This window comes from Nitratireductor sp. StC3 (assembly GCF_003015025.1).
GTDB lineage: Bacteria > Pseudomonadota > Alphaproteobacteria > Rhizobiales > Rhizobiaceae > Mangrovimarina > Mangrovimarina alexandrii.
The window spans coordinates 225,516-242,485 of sequence record NZ_PYBP01000004.1 but is presented as its reverse complement, the minus strand read 5'-3'; the positions used below and the strand labels follow the sequence as shown (position 1 = coordinate 242,485).

Annotated in this window: 12 protein-coding genes; 11 read left to right on the top strand and 1 reads right to left on the bottom strand. The window is 63.9% G+C overall.

Annotated elements, in window-relative coordinates:
* Positions 1-164 precede the first annotated feature (164 nt).
* Positions 165-1,793 carry a 3-(methylthio)propionyl-CoA ligase gene (locus tag C7T96_RS10650; protein WP_106571207.1) on the top strand — a complete coding sequence of 543 codons (1,629 nt, stop codon included), beginning with the start codon at positions 165-167 and terminating at the stop codon, positions 1,791-1,793.
* 144 nt (positions 1,794-1,937) lie between these two features.
* The gene (locus C7T96_RS10645) at positions 1,938-2,708 is read left to right on the top strand and encodes a DUF1499 domain-containing protein (RefSeq protein ID WP_106571206.1); all 771 of its coding nucleotides are present in this window, start codon (positions 1,938-1,940) and stop codon (positions 2,706-2,708) included.
* Positions 2,709-2,719: 11 nt separating this feature from the next.
* Here the strand turns inward: C7T96_RS10645 and C7T96_RS10640 are convergent, their stop codons facing one another.
* Entirely contained in the window at positions 2,720-3,625 is a 906-nt protein-coding gene (locus tag C7T96_RS10640) for an MBL fold metallo-hydrolase (RefSeq protein ID WP_106571205.1), read from the bottom strand.
* Positions 3,626-3,743: 118 nt separating this feature from the next.
* On the opposite strand from C7T96_RS10640, the gene C7T96_RS10635 reads away from it, so the two are divergent.
* The 9 genes from C7T96_RS10635 (at position 3,744) to C7T96_RS10595 (ending at position 16,939) form a co-directional block, all read left to right on the top strand.
* The gene (locus C7T96_RS10635) at positions 3,744-4,349 is read left to right on the top strand and encodes a biotin transporter BioY (protein ID WP_106571204.1); all 606 of its coding nucleotides are present in this window, start codon (positions 3,744-3,746) and stop codon (positions 4,347-4,349) included.
* Between the two features lie 385 nt (positions 4,350-4,734).
* Complete coding sequence (locus C7T96_RS10630; protein WP_106571203.1) at positions 4,735-6,036, top strand: sugar transferase; 1,302 nt, start codon at positions 4,735-4,737, stop codon at positions 6,034-6,036.
* A gap of 16 nt (positions 6,037-6,052) precedes the next feature.
* Positions 6,053-6,763: a class I SAM-dependent methyltransferase gene (locus C7T96_RS10625; protein WP_106571202.1), complete on the top strand. Its 711-nt coding sequence runs from the start codon at positions 6,053-6,055 to the stop codon at positions 6,761-6,763.
* 290 nt (positions 6,764-7,053) lie between these two features.
* Positions 7,054-8,175 (top strand): UDP-N-acetylglucosamine 2-epimerase (non-hydrolyzing), encoded by a 1,122-nt coding sequence (gene wecB, locus C7T96_RS10620; protein WP_106571201.1) that lies wholly within the window; start codon positions 7,054-7,056, stop codon positions 8,173-8,175.
* Complete coding sequence (gene wecC, locus C7T96_RS10615; RefSeq protein WP_106571200.1) at positions 8,172-9,437, top strand: UDP-N-acetyl-D-mannosamine dehydrogenase; 1,266 nt, start codon at positions 8,172-8,174, stop codon at positions 9,435-9,437. Before wecB ends, wecC begins: the two co-directional genes overlap by 4 nt.
* Positions 9,434-11,560: a bi-domain-containing oxidoreductase gene (locus C7T96_RS10610; RefSeq protein WP_106571199.1), complete on the top strand. Its 2,127-nt coding sequence runs from the start codon at positions 9,434-9,436 to the stop codon at positions 11,558-11,560. Before wecC ends, C7T96_RS10610 begins: the two co-directional genes overlap by 4 nt.
* Positions 11,561-11,624: 64 nt before the next feature.
* Positions 11,625-13,652 carry an asparagine synthase (glutamine-hydrolyzing) gene (gene asnB, locus C7T96_RS10605; protein WP_106571198.1) on the top strand — a complete coding sequence of 676 codons (2,028 nt, stop codon included), beginning with the start codon at positions 11,625-11,627 and terminating at the stop codon, positions 13,650-13,652.
* 3 nt (positions 13,653-13,655) lie between these two features.
* A complete protein-coding gene (locus C7T96_RS10600) occupies positions 13,656-15,674 on the top strand; it encodes an alginate lyase family protein (protein WP_106571197.1) in 2,019 nt (672 codons plus the stop codon).
* 2 nt (positions 15,675-15,676) lie between these two features.
* Complete coding sequence (locus tag C7T96_RS10595) at positions 15,677-16,939, top strand: oligosaccharide flippase family protein (protein WP_106571196.1); 1,263 nt, start codon at positions 15,677-15,679, stop codon at positions 16,937-16,939.
* Positions 16,940-16,970: the final 31 nt, after the last annotated feature.

The window sequence follows — 16,970 nt, the reverse complement described above, 5'->3', positions numbered from 1 at the left end:
ACTTCTCGCACCGGCCCGCCTGCCGCACCATTCGCGGCCACGATGGCCGCAATAAGGCGGGCGCGGTCGCCGCGCCGGCATGCATTTTTTGCGCACCGGTCCTAACCCCTCTGGACAAGCAAGGTGCCCGCGTCACAATACGGCGGTTGTTTGGGAGGACTGCGATGCTCGGATTGATGCAGCAATGGCCGCTGCTGTGCCATAAGATTCTCGACTATGCCGCACGCCAGCACGGCGCGCGCGAAGTGGTGTCGCGTTCCGTCGAGGGGCCGATCGTTCGCACCACCTATGCCGAGATCAGGGCGCGTGCGCTCAAGGTGGCGCAGCGTCTGGAACGCGACGGCTGCAAGCCCGGCGACCGGATTGCCACGCTGGGCTGGAACACGGCCCGGCATCTGGAGGCCTGGTACGGCGCGATGGGCATGGGCGGGGTCTATCACACGCTCAACCCGCGGCTCTTTCCCGAGCAGATCGCCTGGATCATGAACCATGCCGAGGACAAGGTCCTGTTCACCGACCTGACCTTCATGCCGCTGGTGGAGAAGATCGCGCCGTCGATCGCCTCGCTCAAGCGCGTGATCGTGCTGACCGACGGCGCCCATATGCCCGAAACCGGTCTTGGCGACGTGGTTGCCTACGAGGACTGGCTGGCCGAGGCCGACGGCGATTTCCAATGGCGCGACTTCCACGAGAACACGGCCGCCGGTATGTGCTACACGTCGGGCACGACCGGCGACCCCAAGGGCGTGGTCTACAGCCACCGTTCCAACGTTTTGCATGCCATGATCGCCTGTCTGCCGGACGCGATGGGCATTTCCTCGCGCGATACGATCCTGCCCGTGGTGCCGATGTTCCATGCCAATGCCTGGGGACTGGCCCAGTCGGGACCGATGATCGGCGCCAAGCTGGTCATGCCGGGCGGCAAGATGGACGGGGCCTCGATCTACGAGTTGCTGGATACCGAAAAGGTCACCTTCACCGCGGCCGTGCCGACGGTCTGGCTGATGCTGCTGCAATATCTGGAAGAGACCGGCAAGACGCTGCCGCATCTCGACAAGGTCGTCATCGGCGGCTCGGCCTGCCCGCGTGCCATGACCGAGAAATTCCAGGACAATTACGGCGTCCAGGTCATCCATGCCTGGGGCATGACGGAAATGTCGCCGCTGGGCTCGCTCGGCACGCTCAAGCCGGCCTATGCCGGTCTCGAGGGCGATGCGCTGCTCGACCTGCAGGAAAAGCAGGGCCATGCGCCCTTCGGCGTGGAAATGAAGGTGACCGACGACGACAATCGCGAATTGCCCTGGGACGGCAAGAAATTCGGCCGCCTCAAGGTCCGCGGTCCCGCGGTCGCGGCCTCCTATTACGGCGGCGACGGGGCCGAGCAATTCGACGAGGACGGCTGGTTCGACACCGGCGACGTCGCCCATATCGATCCGCAGGGTTACATGCAGATCACCGACCGGGCCAAGGACGTCATCAAGTCGGGGGGCGAGTGGATCTCCACCATCGATCTGGAGAACCTCGCTGTCGGCCATCCCGACGTGGCCGAGGCGGCGGTGATCGGGATCGCGCATCCCAAATGGGACGAGCGCCCGCTGCTGGTGGTGGTGAAAAAACCCGGCAAGCAGGCCTCGCGCGAGGCGATCCTCGATTACATGAAAGGTCGCTGCGCCAAATGGTGGCTGCCCGACGACGTGGCGTTCGTCGACGAGATACCGCATACGGCGACGGGCAAGATCCAGAAGACGGCGCTGCGCGAGCAGTTTCGCGACTACCGGCTGCCGACCGCGTAGCGCGCGGCCGGGGGACCCGATGGGCGCGCCGTTCGCCGCCAAACGCCATCGATCTTTGGCGGACGGCGGCGCTGTCTCATTCCCTTGGCGTCGAAAACCCTCTAAGGACCACGCGCAATCGTAAGGCGCGGGTTCTGGTGCAGCGTGTTTGAGAAGCAAAATTCACCGGCCAAGCGCTGGTCGGCAAGGCTGGCGTCTTTCGCGCTCGTCCTGTTCCTGACGGCAGCACTGGCCCATCGTTACCTGGCGCTGGAAACGGTCGCGTTCTTATGGGTGCTCGGCCTTGCCGGTCTGCTGGCACTGGTCGGCCTCGGCCTTGCCGTGGCCGGGTTCGTTGCCCTGTGGGAACAGGGCGGCAGCGGCGCCGGGCGGCTTTTTTCCGCGATCGTCCTGGCCGCGCTCACGCTTGCCCCCTTCGCGGCCGGGCTGTGGCGCATGATCGACTATCCGCGCCTGGCCGACGTGGCCACCGATCTGGCCGATCCGCCCCGCTTCCGCGCGGCCGCGATCCTGCGCGATGCGCGCGCCAACGCGATCGGCCCGATCAACGCCATCCAGGCACGGCTGATCGAGGACCATTATCCCCAGGCCGACGGGCGGCGCTACCCGCTTGGGCCGGACCGCGTGCTGGAGATAGTCCAGCAGCTGATGGCGCGCCGTGGCTGGGCCGTCATCGAGCGCCGGGGGCGCTGGCCGCAGGATCGCGAGGTCACGGTCGAGGCGCTGGCCGGGTCCTATCTGCTGCGTCTTCCCGCCGATGTCGCCGTGCGCGTCACCGACGAAGGCGAAACGACCTTCGTCGACATGCGCTCGGCCTCGCATTTCGGCGCCCACGATCTGGGCGACAACGGCCTGCGCATCATCCGCTTTCTTGCCGATCTCGACGCCATGGTCGCCGCCGCCGCGCCGGGCTGACGGGCGCAGGCTCAGGCGGGCGCGTATCGTGCGTCCAGGCCGATCTCGCCGTCGGCGGCGGCATCGCCGCGCGCGACGATATCCTCCAGATGCGCCAGAACCGAGAGCGCCGCCGCGCCGTGCAGCCTGGGATCGGTGTCGCGATAGATGGCGCGCACCATCTCGGCAATTGTCCGGTCGCCGGATCTGAGCCGTTCGAGCACCGCGCGCTCGCGCATTTTCCTGTGCGCCTTCAGCGCCCGCACGAAGGCGGCCGGCTCCACCACCGGGCCGCCGTGGCCCGGCAGGTAGAGCCGGTCGTCGCGCGCAAGCAGCGTGTCGAGGGAGCGCATATAATCGGCCATGGCGCCGTCGGGCGGTGCCACCACCGACGTTGCCCAGGCCATGACATGGTCGGCCGAAAACAGGATGCCGGTTCCCTCCAGCGCGAATGCGGCATGGTTGGCGGCATGGCCGGGCGTCAGCACCGTGCGCAGGCTCCAGCCGTCCCCGGCGACGATATCGCCGTCGCCGAGCGCCAGGTCCGGATTGAAATCGGTGTCGGCGCTGGCTTCCAGCGGGTTGACCTCGCCCAGTCGCATCGCCCGGGCCGGCCTGTGCGGGCCTTCCGCGCACACGAGCGCGCCGGTCTCGGCCTGCAGCCGGGCGGCGAGCGGCGAGTGGTCGCGATGGGTGTGGCTGACCAGGATGTGGCTGACGGGCCGGCCGGCGATCGCGCGACGCAGCGCCTCGAAATGGCGTTCGTCGTCGGGGCCGGGATCGATCACGGCGAGCGTGTCGGTGCCGACCAGATAGCTGTTGGTGCCGTGAAACGTGTACGGGCCGGGATTGTTGACCGTGATCCGCCGCACCAGGGGCGCGACCGCCACCGATTGGCCATAGAGCGGGTCGAAGTCCATATCGAATGCAATGGCCATTGGAAATTCGCGGGCAAGGGCCGTGGCGACCGGTTTGACTGTTGCCGCTTATCACGGATGAATTTATAGGGGAACCGTTCGGAACGCCCCGCGGGGCCGAGGGAAACTGGAGAAGTTCATGTCCGCTGCCATCGCGTCGCGCCCCTTGATTGAATTTGCCATCCCCGACCGGGGAGCCGGCCGGCTGGCCGTTCAGGCCGCCATCGTTTTTGCCGGAACGCTGCTTTTGGCCCTGTCGGCCAAGACCAAGGTCGTTCTGGGACCGGTCGACATGTCGCTGCAGACCCTGGCCATTCTTCTGATCGGCACAACGTTCGGCCTGCGCCTCGGCGTGGCCACGCTGCTTGTCTATCTGGCCGAAGGGGCGATGGGGTTCCCGGTTTTCCAAAGCACGCCCGAAAAGGGTATCGGCATCGCCTATATGCTCGGCAGTACGGGCGGCTATCTCGCCGGTTTCGTGGCCATGGGCGCGATCGTCGGCTGGGCGGCGGATCGCGGCTGGGACCGCTCGCCGGTCAAGCTGTTCGGCGCCATGCTGGTCGCCGAAACGGTGATGATGGCGATGGGCTTTGCCTGGCTCGCCGGCCTGATCGGCGCCGAAAAATCCTGGATGTTCGGCGTTGCGCCGTTCATCGTGCCGGACCTGATCAAGCTCACGCTGGCCGCCTGCGCCATGCCGGCGCTGTGGATGGCCGCCGACTGGCTACGCGGCGGGCGCGGCTAGGCATTCTTCCAGCGACGGGGCACCGGGGCGCTCGACGGTTCCGGTTGCCCGCTTCAGTGGCAATTCGTGAGAGTGGCGGGGGCTGACATTGAACAGTGCCGTTTCGGTCATTTAGCCGGCGGTAAAACGTCCGAAAGTTATCTTAACTCTTCTTCGGAATTACCTTGACTGGGGCTGAATACCGACTAGGAAAAAGCCCGATACGGGGTGAGGGTGTTTTCTCGCCGGCTGATGGGGCATGTGGCCGGTCGGGGGATGGCACTGGGGACAGGCGACCAGCATGGTGATGCGTGTTGGTCGCGTTTCGTCATGACATCGCATCTCGACAAAGAGGTTCGGCGGCAAGGGTAAGCCGCGAGCCGCTTAGCGCGAGTGACAGACATATATGGCCAGATCGAACAGCAGAAGTCTCGTACACGCGTTTCGCGTACAGATCCTCGTCACGCTCCTGCTCGGCGTTCTGTTCCCTATCCTTGTGCGGCTTGATTTCCGGTTCGCCTCGGCGCAGACCCCGTTTTATCTCAACATGCTGGCCTGGACCGCGCTCGCCGCGTTTGGCGGGTTGCTGCTTTACCGGCGTGTGTTGGCGGTCCCGGGCGCCAGTCCGGGCTATCTCATCTTGCCCACCTACACGACGTCCTATCTCGTCGTCATCCTGGTGCTGTTTTTCTTCCGTCTCGACTATTCGCGCACGATCCTGGCGCTGAGCTATTTCCTGCTGGTTTCGTGGATGATGTTCTCGGTGTTCGTGCTGCGGCCGAAGAAGATGCTGCAGTTCTTGGTCGTTCCCGGCGGACGCGTCGAGCGGTTGAAGGATATTCCCAATGCAAGTTGGACCTATCTGAAAAGTCCCGACCAGCCGCTGTTGAGCTGCGATGGTGTGGTCGTCGACCTCAGGATTGACCTCTCCGACCGATGGGCCCGCTTCATTGCCGACGCGACACTGGCCGGCACGCCGGTTTTTCACGTCAAGGAAATCGAGGAATCGCTGACCGGCCAGGTCGAGATCGAGCATCTTTCGGAAAACAATCTTGGCTCCTTGAACCCGAACGAGGCCTATCTCGAATTCAAGATCATCGTCGACTGGCTGCTGGCGGCGATTTCCCTGATCCTGCTCCTGCCGGTTTTCCTGCTGGTCGCCCTCGCCATCAAGTTGGATTCGCCCGGAGAGGTGATGTTTCGCCAAAGCCGCCAGGGGTATCGGCAAAGGCCGTTCCGGATTTTCAAGTTCCGCACGATGATGGCCGCGCCGTCGGCCCCAGCCGCCGAAGAGGATGAAACCGGCTCTCAGGTCCAGAAGGCCGAGATCGATCGTGCGATCACCCGGGCCGGAGACAACCGCATTACCCGGGTCGGCCGGTTCCTGCGCCGCACCCGGCTCGACGAACTGCCGCAGATACTCAATATCCTCAGAGGCGAAATGAGCTGGATCGGCCCCAGGCCCGAAGCGACGGTGCTGTCGGCCTGGTACGATGCCGAGCTGCCTTTTTACAGCTATCGCCACATCGTTCGGCCTGGAATTACCGGTTGGGCACAGGTCAATCAGGGCCATGTCGCCGATGTCAACGATGTTCACAAGAAGCTTCATTACGACTTTTATTATATTAAGAATTTTTCGTTCTGGCTCGATGTGATGATATTTTTTATGACGATTAAGGTTATTTTGTCTGGACATGGATCAAAATAGAATAAGGGGATAAAATATGTCCATGAAGGACTATTTTGACAAAAAGTACTATCCGGAATTTGAGAAGTCGTGGGACGATAAGCTTTTTCGGGAATTCATTCTGGAGAACATAAGGCCGGAATTCTCGGTCCTGGATCTGGGGGCGGGCGCGGGTATCGTGCCTGAGATGGATTTCTCCGGCCGGGCGGCCCGAATATGCGGCCTCGATCCCGATCCGCGCGTGGAAACCAATCCCTATCTCGACGAGGCGAAGGTCGGATTGGGGGAGGAGATACCCTGGCCGGACGGCTCCTTCGATCTCGTTTTTGCCGACAATGTTCTCGAGCATCTCGCCGACCCCGACCGTGTCTTCGCCGAGGTGGCCAGAGTGCTCAAGCCCGGCGGCCGCTTTCTGTTCAAGACGCCCAATCGCAGCCATTATATGCCGTTGATCGCGCGCCTGACGCCGCTGTCGTTCCATCGCTTCTACAATCGTATGCGCGGGCGCGCGTCGGAAGACACGTTTCACACCCACTACCGGGCCAACACCCCCGCCGACGTCACTGCGATCGGCAAGCGGGTGGGGCTGGGCAAGCCGGATATCCGGCTGGTCGAAGGCCGGCCGGAATATTTGCGGATGATGGCCGCGACTTATGTTTTCGGAATCGCTTACGAAAGGCTCGTCAACAGTGCCGATGCACTGAAGCGATTCCGTATTTTGCTGATGGGGAGTCTGGAAAAGGGCTAGGCCGTGGCAAAGGCCGGGAGCGAAATCTGTCGGTACGCAGAAACGGCAAGTATAGCCGGGCGTTTGGTTGTGTGTCGGGGGACAAGCAGCGCGAAACGCGCAGGTGTAAGACCTGGTTTACGGTGGACAAGGACAGCACCATTGTCTAAACAGCCGCGCGTGGCGCGCCGCCACGCGATCGAGCACCTCATACCGCTTGCAGGCTTAGAGGACGGAAGCGAGCAGCACCTTCCGAGGCGAACAGCTGATCGTCGGGTGCTGCGATCGGACGACACCGGGAAACCGAGCGCATGAAAAAAGTTCTCGCCGTCTTCGGGACGCGGCCGGAAGCGATCAAGATGGCACCGGTGGCCAAGGAGCTGGCGCGCAGCAGCCTGCTCGACGTGCGCATATGCGTCACCGCCCAGCACCGGCAGATGCTCGACCAGGTGCTCGACCTGTTCGAGATCGCGCCGCACCGCGACCTCGACGTCATGCGGCCCAACCAGACCCTCGATCAGGTGACCGCCCGGGTCTTGACCGGCCTCGGCGAGGTTTTCGACGAGGAGCGGCCCGACATCGTGCTCGTGCATGGCGACACCACCACCACCATGGCCGCGTCGCTGGCCGCCTTCTATCGCAAATTGCCTGTCGGCCATGTCGAGGCCGGCCTGCGCTCGGGCTCGCTGTGGGCGCCGTGGCCGGAAGAGATGAACCGGCGCGTGGCGACCCTTGCCACCCGGTTCCATTTCGCCCCGACGCCGCAATCCAAGCGCAACCTGCTTGCCGAGGGCGTTCCGGACGCCCATGTCCACGTCACCGGCAACACGGTGATCGACGCGCTTTTCGAAACGGTGGAGCGCATCAAGGGCTCGCCCGAGCGGCAGGCCCGGCTGGCCGAACGGTTCGACTTCCTCGATCCCGAGCGGCCGATCGTGCTCGTGACCGGGCACCGGCGCGAGAATTTCGGCGCCGGCTTCGACAATATCTGCCAGGCGTTCCTCGATATCGTCGCCGCGCACGACGTGCAGATCGTCTATCCGGTCCACCCCAATCCGAGCGTGCGCGAACCGGTGGAGCGCTGGCTCAAGGACACGCCGTCGGTTCATCTGATCGACCCGCTCGACTACGAGCCGTTCGTCTATCTGATGGAGCGTTCGCACATCATCATCACCGATTCCGGCGGGGTGCAGGAGGAGGCGCCGTCGCTGGGCAAACCGATCCTGGTGATGCGCGAAACCACCGAGCGGCCCGAGGCGGTGGATGCCGGCACCGTCGTCCTGGTCGGCACCGCGCGCGACAGGATCGCCGGCGAGGCGGGGCGCTTGCTTGGCGACCGCAACCACTATAAGCGCATGGCGCAGGCCATGAACCCCTATGGTGACGGCATGGCCGCGGCACGTATCCGAAAAATCATCGAGGAACAGGCATGACCGAATCCCGCCTGAAGAAAGTCTGTGTTCTTGGTCTGGGTTATATTGGCCTGCCAACGGCCTCGGTGATCGCCTCGCGCGGCGTCGAGGTGGTCGGCGTCGACGTCAAGCCGGAGGTCGTGGCGCGCATCAACAAGGGCGAAATTCACATCGTCGAGCCCGACCTAGACGCGGTGACCGCCCACGCCGTGCAGCAGGGCCACCTGCGCGCCAGCACCGCGCCCGAGCCGGCCGACGCCTACATGATCGCGGTGCCGACCCCGTTTCACGACGGCAAGGCCGATCTCGACTATGTCTGGAAGGCCGCGCGCTCGATCGCGCCATGCCTCGTCGCGGGCAATTTGGTGGTCCTGGAATCGACCTCGCCGCCCGGCACCACCGACAAAATGGCCGCCCTGCTTGCCGAATTGCGGCCCGACCTCAAGATCGCCCAACCCGGTGTCGAGGGCTGCGACGTGCACGTTGCCTATTGTCCCGAGCGGGTGCTGCCCGGCCGGGTTCTGACCGAGCTGGTCGAAAACAGCCGGGTCGTGGGCGGCATGACGCAAGCCTGCGCGGCCCTTGCCGAGGATCTCTACCGCATTTTCTGCAGCGGAGAATTGTTGCGCACCAACGCCCGCACCGCAGAAATGTGCAAGCTGACGGAAAACGCCTTTCGCGACGTCAACATCGCCTTTGCCAACGAATTGTCGATCGTCTGCGAAAAGCTCGACATCAATGTGTGGGAACTCGTCAAGCTCGCCAACCATCATCCGCGCGTCAACATTCTTCAGCCCGGCCCCGGCGTCGGCGGGCACTGTATCGCCGTCGACCCCTGGTTCATCGTCGAGGCCGCGCCCGACGATACGCGCCTGATCCGCACCGCGCGCGAAGTCAATGACGGCAAGCCGAAATACGTGCTCGACAAGATCGCCGCCGCCGTCGCCGACAAGGCTTCCGGCAAAAGGCGGCCGGTGGTCGGTCTTCTGGGCCTGGCCTTCAAGCCGGATGTCGACGATCTGCGCGAAAGCCCGGCCCTGCAGATCGCCGAGGCGGTGGCCGCGCGTGGCGATTGCGACGTGGTCGTCTCCGAGCCGCATATCGAGCACTTGCCGGCCTCGCTGGCCAACGGCGCCGGCGTGCGGCTGACCGCCGACATGCACGAGGCGGTGCGCGAAGCCGACGTGGTGGTGATGCTGGTCAACCACCGTCTTTATCAAACGATCGCGCGGGACGAGCTCGCCGGCAAGACCGTGATCGACACGCGAGGTATCTGGTCGTGAAGCAATTATTGGTGCGTTCGGGCAATGTTTTTCTGCAGGAGGTTCCTGCACCGACAGTCGGGCCTAAGAACGTCCTGATCCAGGTCAAGTCGTCCTGCATTTCCGTCGGCACCGAGATGGCCGGCATCAAGATGTCGGGCCTGCCGCTTTATCGCCGTGCGCTGAAACAGCCGCATCACGTCAAGAAGGCGCTGCAATTGATGAAGGACCAGGGTTTTGCCCGGGTCTACAAGCAGATCAAGGGCAAGCTCGATGCCGGCCTGCCGACCGGCTACTCGGCCGCCGGCGAGGTGATCGAGGTCGGCAGCGAGGTCACCGGCATCAAGGTCGGCGATCGTGTCGCCTGCGCCGGCGCGGGCATCGCCAATCACGCCGAAGTCGTCGACGTGCCGGTCAACCTGACCGTGCCCGTGCCCGACGGGCTCGATTACGAGGCCGCCGCCACCGTGACGCTCGGCGCCATCGCCATGCAGGGCGTGCGCCGCACCAACCCGACGCTGGGCGAGACCGTCGTCGTGATCGGCCTCGGCATTCTCGGCCAGCTCACCGCCCAGCTCCTGACGGCCAGCGGCTGCCGGGTGATCGGCACCGACATCGACGAAAACCGCATCGAGATCGCGCGTGCCAACGGCATGGATATCGGTCTCAATCCCAAGGACGGCGACATCGTCGAGCGCATCGTCAAGCTCACCGACGGCCACGGCGCCGACGCCGTGATCATCACCGCCGCCTCGCCCAGCAGCGAGATTCTGGCCCAGTCCTTCCAGGCCTGCCGGCGCAAGGCGCGTGTCGTCGTGGTCGGCGATGTCGGGCTCAACATCGCCCGGTCCGACATCTACGCCAAGGAACTCGATTTCTTCATCTCCACCTCCTACGGACCCGGCCGCTACGACCCGGTCTACGAAGAGGAGGGCGCGGACTATCCGATCGCCTATGTGCGCTGGACCGAAAACCGCAACATGGAGGAGTTTTTGCGCCTTCTGGCGCGCGGCCGCATCAGCCTGGCCAACATGCTCAAGGAGCCGTTTCCGATCGACCGGGCCGAGGACGCCTATGCCGCGCTGCGCGGCACCGGGCAAAAACCGCTCCTAGTCATGCTGACCTATCCCGAGCGCGCGGAAGCGACCAGGCCGGCGCTGCAGATCGCGCCGCCCGCGCCCGCCGACGGGCGCATCAAGCTCGCCCTGGTCGGCGCCGGCGGCTTCGCGCAGGGCATGCACCTGCCCAATCTGCAGAAGCTGAAGGACAGCTACGATCTGCGCACCATCGTCAGCCGCACCGGCCTGTCGGCGCGTTCGGCCGCCGAGCGCTTCGGCGCGCCCAACGCCGCCACCGATTTCAAGACCGTGCTCGACGATCCCGACATCGATCTCGTGCTGATCGCCACGCGCCACGATTTGCATGCCGGCATGACGCTCGACGCGCTCAGGGCCGGCAAGCACGTGTTCGTGGAAAAGCCGCTGGCCATGAACGAGGCCGAACTGGCCGAGATCGAGGCGTTTTACCGCGACAACCCGAACGGGCCGGTGCTGATGACCGGCTTCAACCGGCGCTTTTCCCCGGCGGTCGTGGCGGCGCAGAAGGTGCTGGCCAACCGCACCTCGCCGATGATCGTCAATTACCGCATGAACGCCGGTTACATCCCCGCCGACCATTGGGTGCACGGTCCCCAGGGCGGCGGCCGCAATATCGGCGAGGGCTGCCACATCTACGATCTGTTCAACGCCCTGACCGGCTCGACCCCGGTCGAGGTCAACGCCATGTCGATCGTGCCGGAATCCAAATACTGGCTGCGCAACGACAATTTCAACGCCACCGTACGCTATGCCGACGGCTCGGTGTGCACGCTCACCTATACCGCGATGGGCTCCAAGAGCTACGCCAAGGAGCGCGCCGACATCTTTGTCGACGGCAAGGTGCTGACGCTCGACGACTACAAGCAGCTTACGGTCGTCGGCGGCAGCGGCGGCTGGAAGGGCACCACCATGCAGAAGGGCCAGCAGGAAGAGCTGGCCGCGCTGGCCGAAACGCTGCGCAAGGGCGCGGCCTGGCCGATTTCGCTGGAAGACCAGATTTTTGCCACGCGCATCAGCTTTGAAGTCGAAAAGCAGATCGCGCTTTAGGGCGGTGCAGTTGACGCGCCGGTGTCCTGATCTCCGGCGCGAAGGGACGAAAGGCTCGTAGGATATGTGCGGAATTGTTGGGATATATGCCTACGGCAAGCCGGGCGGCGTGACCCCGGACGTGATCACGCAAATGCGTGACACGATGGGCCATCGCGGTCCCGATGGCGCCGATCTTTGGATTTCCGACGACGCGCGGATCGGCTTCGGTCATCGGCGCCTGTCGTTCATCGATCTCAGCAATCTGGCCAAGCAGCCGATGCCCAACGAGGACGGCCGGGTCTGGATCACCTTCAATGGCGAAATCTACAACCACGCCCGCTACCGCGCGCCGCTCGAACAGGCGGGGCACCGCTTTCGCACCGACCATTCCGACACCGAAATTCTCGTCCACGGCTACGAGGAGTGGGGGCTGGAGGGGCTGCTGGAGAGGATTTCCGGCGACTACGCGTTTGGCATTTACGATGCCGACAAGGACGCGCTTTTCCTGGCACGCGACCGGATCGGCGTAAAACCGCTCTATTTCGCGGTTTTCGACGGCGAGTTTGTGTTCGGATCCGAAATCAAGGCGCTGCTGGAACACCCCAAGGCGGAACGCGATATCGATCCTTTCGCCATGGTCCACTATTTGAGCTTTTTGACCACGCCCGCGCCGATGACCATGTTCAAGGGCATCTACAAGGTGCCCGCGGGCTGCTGGCTGAAGGTCGAGGCGGACGGCCGCATCTCCATGCAGCGCCATTTCGATGCCGCGCCGGGCAAGGGGATCGATCCCTCCGAGACCAAGGGACTGTCAAATCAGGCGCTCGAGGATTTTTATGTCGGCGGCATCAAGCAGCGCCTGCATGACGCGGTCGAGCGCCGCATGATCGCCGACGTGCCGATCGGCGTGTTCCTGTCGGGCGGCATCGATTCCTCGGCGAACGTCGCCCTGATGTCGCAGTTCTCCGACAAGCCGATCAACACGTTCACGGTCGGCTTCAAGGACTTCACCGGTCTCAACGAGCTCGATTACGCCAACATCGCCGCCAAGCGCTTCAACACCAATCACCACGAAGTGCTGATCGACGAAAACGACATGATCGGCTATCTCGACAGCCTCATTCACCATCAGGACGAGCCGCTGGCCGACTGGGTGTGTATCCCGCTCTATTTCGTCTCCAAGCTTGCCAGCGACAACGGCATCAAGGGGGTGCAGGTCGGAGAGGGCTCGGACGAGCAGTTCTGCGGCTACTCCTCCTACATGGGCTACCTGCAACTCTACCACAAATACTGGTCGCCGTTCCGCAACTACCTGCCGCGGCCGCTGCAGCGGGCGGCGGCGATGGCCGTGGTCGGGGCGTCCAATCTCAATCCCAGGCTGCCGGTCTACGCCGACATCATCGATCGCGCATCGCGGGACCGCGAGCATTTCTGGAGTGGCGCTATGGTGTTCTGGAACACCAGCAAGGATCGCCTGATGCGCTACGACGCGCTCGGCTCGGCCGACCACCATCTGCCGATGATCGAGGCGGGCGTGCTCGATCCGAGCTATCTGGTGCCCGACAGCTACAACGTCATCCAGTCCTTCCTAAAACCCTTCGATGCCGCCCATGGCGGTCAAGATGCCCTGACCCGGATGATCCACAACGAGTTCCGGCTGCGCCTGCCGGAACTGTTGTTGATGCGTGTCGACAAGATTTCCATGTCGGTGTCGCTGGAGGCGCGTGTCCCGTTCCTCGACCACGAACTGGTCGATTTTACTTTCGACATTCCGGAGGAATGGAAGACCAAGAACGGAACGGCGAAATATCTCCTGAAGAAGGCGGTCGAGGGTCTAATCCCGCACGAACTGATCTATCGCAAGAAGATGGGTTTCGGCGCGCCGATGGCCGATTGGCTGCGCGGTTCCTTCGGCGAGCGGGTCGAGCGCGAGCTTCTGGGGTCGAGCCTGATGGAGCGCGGCTTCTTCAACCTGTCCTATATTCAGGACCTGTTCGCCCATCACCGTTCCAAGAAGGCGGATGTCAGCCTGCAGATCTGGACGCTCTACAATCTCAGCTCGTGGTACGATTACTGGATCGGCGGCAAGCGGGCCCAAAGAGGGCATTGATCCATGTCCGCGTTGAGCGCCGTCAAGCGTGTCGCCCGGCTGGTGCGCAAGCCGCCGGGATATGTCATCAAACGGCTCGCGCGCGAAGGCCGCATGGAGGCCGACCGGTATCTGGCGCCGCTTGCGGCGCGGCGGATGAACGGCGCCCGCCTGGCGCGGCTCGCCGGACAACCCGATATCGACCATCTGTGGCGTCATCTGGCCGCGCGGCCTTACCCGGCGGTGACGCACGCTGATCAGGCGGCCGGATTTGCAAGCCTGTTCCCGGAGTCGGTTTCGCGGATCGAGGAGGCTGCGCAGCGCGCGCTGCGCCACGAGGTCGACCTGCTGGGCAGCGGTCCCGTTCTGCTCGGCGAGCAGATCGACTGGCTCAGGGATTTCAAGACCGGTCATGACTGGCCGACCGGTTTCTGTCGCGCGATCGACTACGTCAACAAGGGGCGGCCCAGCGACGTCAAGATGCCGTGGGAGCTGTCGCGGCTGCAATGGCTGCTTCCGGCCGGGCAGGCCTATCTTCTGACCGGCGAGGAACGCTACGCGATCGCGGTGCGCGACGTCCTGGAACAATGGATCGCGGCCAATCCCTATGCGTGGAGCGTCAACTGGTCCTGCACCATGGAGCCGGCGCTGCGGATCCTGACCTGGACCTGGTTCTTTCATGTGTTCGCACGCTCGCAGGCCTGGGCGGACGAGGGGTTTCGCGACCGGTTCCTGACGTCGCTTTATCTGCACGGCGCCTTTACGCTGACCCACATCGAACGCTCCTCCATCAACGGCAATCATTTGACCGCCGACGCCGCCGGACTGGTGTTCGCGGGCCTGTTTTTCGACGGGATCGGCGACGCGCGCGCCTGGCAGGAAGAAGGCTGGCGCAGCCTGTGCCGGGAGATCGAACTGCAGGTCCATTCGGACGGCGTGGATTTCGAGGCCTCGTCCGCCTATCATCGGCTCGTGGCCGAGCTTTTTGTCATGCCGGCGCGTTATCGCCTGGCCAAGGGGCTTGACGTCGACGGCGCCTATCGCGCCCGGCTGGCAGCGATGGCGCGCTTTGCCTGCGCCTATACGCGCCCGGACGGCTCCTCGCCCAATTGGGGCGATGCCGACGACGGACGCGCGCTGCCGCTTGGTACGCAAGCCCTGTCCGATCACCGTTATCTGGCCGGTCTGGTCGGGTTGACGGTGGGCGATACCGATCTCGCCGGCCTGTCCGGTCCGCCATCCGACGAGGTTTTCTGGCATTGCGGGCGGGTGCCCGAACCGGTGGCCGGTGCGGCCGCCCAACCGGGGTCGCAGGCCTTCGCCGAGGGCGGCGTCTATATCATCCGCGATGCCGACAATCACCTTTTCATCGATTGCGGTCCGGTCGGCCTTGCCGGGCTGGGCGGCCACGGCCACAACGACGCGCTGTCCTTCGAGGCCTGGCTTGCCGGTACGCCGCTTATCGTCGATCCGGGGTCGTTCGTCTACACGGCGTCGTTCGAGGATCGCAACGCCTTCCGCTCGACGGCTTTTCACAACACGCCGCAGATCGACGGCGAGGAGATCAACCGCTTCTACGCGCCCGACAATCTGTGGAACCTGCACGAGGATGCCCGGGCAACCTGCCTGGCCTTCGAGGCGAACCCTCAGGGCGGTCGTTTCGTCGGCCGCCACGCGGGCTATCAGCGGCTTGCTTCGCCGGTCGGCGTCGAGCGCGAGATCGCCTTCGACGCAACGACGGCGCGGCTTGTCGTCGAGGACCGGCTGAGCGGCGAGGGCAGGCACGCCGTCGCGATCCCCTTGCATTTCGCGCCCGGCGTGGCGCTGACGCAGGAGCGCCCCGGCCACTGGGTCGCGATGGCAGGTGACCGACGTTTCTCGATCGCATTCGACGCGGATTGCGCCGGAGAAGTCATCAGCGAACCCGCCAGGGTCTCGCCGAGCTATGGCGTCGAACACCCCGCCCACCGCCTCGTCTGGCGCGGCAACGCGACATTGCCGATGCGCCTTGCGGTGGTTGTCGCTTTCGAAAGCGGCTCCTAGTCATGACGCCCAGCGCGCGTGAGGTCCTGTCAACTCTGGTCGCCCGCGGCATAGCCATGGCCGGTCCGTTTGCGGTCAGCATCATCACCGCGCGCGTGCTGGGGCCCGAAGATCGCGGCCACTATTTTCTGATTATATCTTACGCGCAAATTGCCTCTCAGATTGCCAATCTCGGCCTGCCGTCATCCAATACGTATCTCCTGGCAACACGTCACGAGTTGCTTGGGCGTCTGATGGTCAACAGTCTCTACGTTGCGGCCACGTTGGCGCCTTTGACTGCCGTTGCGGTCGTGATCTTCCTCGCCGCGCCGGAATTGGTGGGCTTGGCGCCCCCGACGGCAGGGTCCGCTGGCACCGCATCTTTCGCGACAGTGCTGCTGGCACCGGTGATGGTTGCGTTTCTCTTTCTGACCAATCTCGCCGTCGCCGTCGGGCGGGTGCAACTCTTCAATGGCCTGACGATTCTTGCAGGGGTGGCGGCCGTGCTGGCCGCCGTCGTTGCCGCTCTGTTTTCGGCAGGTACCCTCGGCTTTCTCTATGCTGCGGTTGCGGCACTCGGACTGGCCTGCATCCTGAGCTACGCGCTTCTGATGAGAGGCGAGCGCGCGCCGCCAACCTTCGATCCGGTGCTCTTCCGTCGGGGTATTGCGTATGCGCTGCGGGCCTATCTTGCCACCATGTTCGGTTTCCTGATGATGCGCGTCGGCGTCATTGCGCTTCAGCAAAGGGCCGATTTCGCAGAGATCGGGCAGTTTTCGATCGCCCAGCAGATCGCCGACGCTTTGATCATTTTGCCGAGCACTGTCGCCTTGCTGCTCTTCCCAAGCCTGCTGCGCACCGATGGGGGACAGGATCGTTGGAAGGCGATGTGGCGGGTCTTGTGGAGTGTCGCCGGGCTGATCGTCGTCGTCCTGATCATATTCGGCTTCCTGGCGGACTGGTTGATTCCGCTGGTCTTTGGGCCAGCTTATGCACCGGCTGTCGACGTTGTGTTGTGGATGTTTCCCGCGGTCATATTCCTGTCGATCATTTCGATGCTCTCGCAGTACGCGGCGGCACAGGGATTTCCCTGGTCCCAGGTCGGCGTCTGGGTGGCCGCGTTCTTCATACAGGCGGTCCTTTCATATGTGCTGACTGGGACGAACGGAGCGCTTGGCGTCGCCTATGCACTTGGAATCAGCACGTTTTTTGTCATGGTTTGCCTTGTGTTCATTGCCTATTCGGTACGGGGCCGGGCAGAAGAAAAGAATGGGCGGCCGGCATGATTTGCGTTATTTCGTTCAGAGCGCTCGGAGA